Annotated in this window: 4 protein-coding genes; 1 reads left to right on the top strand and 3 read right to left on the bottom strand. The window is 64.7% G+C overall.

Annotation, left to right across the window (positions count from 1 at the left end):
- Positions 1-226: 226 nt before the first annotated feature.
- The 3 genes from RYH74_RS26180 to RYH74_RS26170 all read right to left on the bottom strand — a co-directional run bounded on the left by RYH74_RS26180 (position 227) and on the right by RYH74_RS26170 (position 2362).
- On the bottom strand, positions 227-1147 hold the full coding sequence (locus RYH74_RS26180) for a LysR family transcriptional regulator (RefSeq protein WP_025338586.1): 921 nt from the start codon (positions 1145-1147) through the stop codon (positions 227-229).
- 111 nt (positions 1148-1258) lie between these two features.
- Positions 1259-1981 carry a hypothetical protein gene (locus RYH74_RS26175; RefSeq protein ID WP_317410596.1) on the bottom strand — a complete coding sequence of 241 codons (723 nt, stop codon included), beginning with the start codon at positions 1979-1981 and terminating at the stop codon, positions 1259-1261.
- Between the two features lie 78 nt (positions 1982-2059).
- Entirely contained in the window at positions 2060-2362 is a 303-nt protein-coding gene (locus RYH74_RS26170) for a DUF3077 domain-containing protein (RefSeq protein ID WP_025338583.1), read from the bottom strand.
- 198 nt (positions 2363-2560) lie between these two features.
- Here RYH74_RS26170 and RYH74_RS26165 point away from each other — a divergent pair, with 198 nt between their 5' ends.
- Complete coding sequence (locus RYH74_RS26165) at positions 2561-3184, top strand: glutathione S-transferase family protein (protein WP_015269931.1); 624 nt, start codon at positions 2561-2563, stop codon at positions 3182-3184.
- Positions 3185-3247: the final 63 nt, after the last annotated feature.

Below are 3247 nucleotides of genomic sequence, written 5' to 3'. Positions count from 1 at the left end.
GAACACCGGCGTAGCCGGTGCCATCCACCGCGTCGCCTGCTTCGCGGGCTTGCCCGCTCCCACAGGTACGGCGCAGGCTTTCGGGCTCACGCTATACCTGTGGGCTTCGGGTTCACGCTTTACCTGTGGGAGCGGCCGTGGCCGCGAACACCGGCGTAGCCGGTGCCATCCACCGTGTCGCCTGCTTCGCGGGCTTGCCCGCTCCCACAGGGGGTCGCAACAGGGCTCAACCGGCCGTAAGCTCCTCCACCAGCAACCGCGCCGCCGGCGACAGCGGCGCTGCCACCCGGTGCACGATCCCGAACGGCTCGCTCAGCGCCCGCAGCTTCACTGCCAACGACACCAGCAACCCGCGCTGCTCGGCAAAGGCCGCCACCGCGCTGGGGATCACCGCCACCAGCGTCGGGTCGTCTTCCAGCAGCATGAAGGTGGCAAAGGTGGAGAAGGTTTCCAGCGGGTAGCGTGGCACCTCCACCCCCGCCTCGCTCAACTCACGCTCCAGCGCCTGGCGCATGGGCATGTTCGCCGGGTAGACAATCCAGCGGTACTGGCTCAGGTCGCCAACTTCCAGCGCCGCCGCCCCGGCCAGCGGGTGCTGCGGGTGCGCGACCACCGCCAGCGGCTCCTGGGCCAGTTCGACAAAGGCGTAGTCCGCCGCATTGCGGCCCAGCCCTGGCCGGCAGATGGCCAGGTCCAGGCGCCCTTCATCAAGCTGGGCCAGCAGGTTGGCACTGGTGTTCTCGGCGATCTCCACCGCCAGTTGCGGCTGCTTGCGGCGCAACCGCCCGAGGGCACCGACCAGGGTCGGCATGGCACCCATGATGCTACCCACCGCCAGCCGCCCACCCTGGCCCTGGACGATGCCCAGCACCTCCTCGCGCAAATGCCCCAGGTCACTGTGAATCAACCGCGCATATCGCACCACGCAACGGCCTACGTCATTGGCCACCAGGCCGCTGGGCAGGCGCTGGAACAACGGCACACCCAGCACCTCCTCCACCTCGCGCAAGGCCTTGGTTGCACCAGGCTGGGAAATCGCCATGGCCTCCGCCGCCTTGTGCAGGGAGCCGCAGCGGTCCAGTTCGATGAGCAGGCGTAACTGACGCAGGCGCAGGCGGGAAAAAATGGAGTCCAGGGAGGGGATCATCGGGCAGGCTCGGCATGGGTCTTGTAATGCCGAGCACTATAGAGGGTTGTCAACGGGCGATTGTTGAGTTTGTGGCAAATGTCCTTTGCCCTGAAGACACGCCCGGCAAGCTCACGCCACGCGGCGACGCGACAGGCAGGCATACCCCAGGCCCAGCACGCTGGCCGCCAATACGCCCAGCAGCACCATCAGCTCGCGGCTGTAACGGGCCACCCAGGCCGGGAAACCGATGACCTCGCGGTAAACCTGTATGTCAGCCTTGCCATCGGCGTGACTGATGCTGACCCCGCCTTGGCGGATCTGCGAGTAGTCCGCATCGAAATACACCCATACCTTGCATGCGCCACCCGGCTCGATGACGGGGATGTCCGCTTGCATGGTGGAGGTTTCCAGGATGGTGTCATTGCCAGCTGCATCGCGCACCTGCACCAGGCCTTTCGCCGGCAGGCGGATTTTCACCTGGCGTACCTGCGCATCACCGCTGTTGCGCAGCTCGATGAGCAGACCGGTACGGTGGTCGACCAGCCCGGCCTCGAAGGGCTTGGCGAACAGCTGGGCATACGGCGCCTGGGCCATTTCGATCAGCCGCTCGACCTGATCGTGGCTCAGCCCGCCCTCGCTGATGGCATTGATACGCCCCTGCAACTGCTCGTACTTGAGCTGCTCGCTGGCTTTGGTGATGCGTTCGCTGAACTGGCTGGGATAGGTGAGGTAGGCATAGATCAGCGATGCCTCCAGGCGCGGGTTGCCCCTGAGCAACCCATAGGCGGTCAGCAGGACCATCAGGCCAAGCAGCACGGCTACGAGGAGTTTCCCCACCTTGTCCCAGCTCAATGCAAACTTCCTTCTGTCGTGATACAGAGATTCAAACTGGCCAAGGGTGCCAAGTTCATGGTCCCCAGGCAAGCCTGACTATGGCTCCTGCTCGCCTCCCCGAGCCTGGCGCAACTGCTGCAACTGGCCGTCGATCAGCGCCTTGGCCATGCCTGCCAGGTAATACGTGGCCTGCATCATCGCCTTGCGGTCACCGGGCCGGTCGATGGCCTTGCGGGTGAGTTCGGTAATGCAGCCCATGATGCTCGAGGCCTCCATCAGCGCCGTACGCATTGGCAGCTGCGCGTTCATCTGCACCAGTTCGGCGCCGCCGTTGCCAAAACGGCCCGCTGCACGCACGACATTGAGGTTGCTGCTTTCTTTCGGAGTGTCTTTGTCCATGTCCATTCCTCGGGGTTACGAGCGTGCCGAGACTAGGGCGCTGCCTGCCCCGCCACAATAACCTTGGGGGTGGAAAGGCTTACTTTCGGAAATGGACTACAAGGAACCTACAAAGGGGATGCTCCACCACCACTCAGGCTCTTGACCGGCAACCGGCAGTGACGGACGATCAATCTCCCTCCCACAAGGATGAACACCATGCTACGGATACTGGGCAGAGCCTCCTCCATCAATGTACGAAAAGTCCTGTGGGCGTGCGCCGAGTTCGAGGTCGCGTTCGAGCGCGAAGACTGGGGGGCGGGTTTCAAGCCCACGGACAGCGCCGAGTTCCTTGCGTTGAACCCCAACGCCATGATCCCGGTGATCCAGGATGGCGACTTCACCCTGTGGGAATCCAACAGCATCATCCGCTACCTGGCCACGCGCTATGGCGCCACCGCGTTCTACCCGGGCGAGGCGCAGGCGCGGGCCAGGATCGACCAGTGGATCGACTGGCAGGCCTCGGACCTCAACCGTTCCTGGAGCTACGCGTTCATGTCGCTGGTCAGGCACTCGCCCGCCCACCAGGACCCACAGGCCCTGGCCGCCGGCTGCGCGGACTGGGCGCGCTACATGCACATTCTCGACCGCCAGCTGGCAAGCACCGGTGCCTATGTGGCCGGCAGCCAGTTCACCTTGGCCGACATCCCCATTGGCCTGTCGGTCAACCGCTGGTTCGAAACGCCGTTCGAGCACCCGCACCTGCCGGCCGTGCGCGATTATTACGAGCGGCTGAGCGAGCGCCCGGCCTATCACCTGCATGGCCGTAACGGTACGCCGTGATGGCAACAGATTGACGACCGGGGCAAGACCGTGGGGCTGCTTTGCAGCCCATCGCGACACAAG

It is taken from the genome of Pseudomonas sp. LSJ-87, assembly GCF_032971465.1.
GTDB lineage: Bacteria > Pseudomonadota > Gammaproteobacteria > Pseudomonadales > Pseudomonadaceae > Aquipseudomonas > Aquipseudomonas putida_Z.
The sequence above is the reverse complement of the archived record's forward strand: the minus strand, read 5'-3'. Positions and strand labels throughout refer to the sequence as shown.

What these genes read in the sequence shown, in the direction of transcription:
- RYH74_RS26170 (WP_025338583.1), bottom strand. Translation starts at nt 2,362, where the DNA reads ATGGACAAAGACACTCCGAAAGAAAGCAGCAACCTCAATGTCGTGCGT.
- RYH74_RS26165 (WP_015269931.1), top strand. Translation starts at nt 2,561, where the DNA reads ATGCTACGGATACTGGGCAGAGCCTCCTCCATCAATGTACGAAAAGTC.
- RYH74_RS26180 (WP_025338586.1), bottom strand. Translation starts at nt 1,147, where the DNA reads ATGATCCCCTCCCTGGACTCCATTTTTTCCCGCCTGCGCCTGCGTCAG.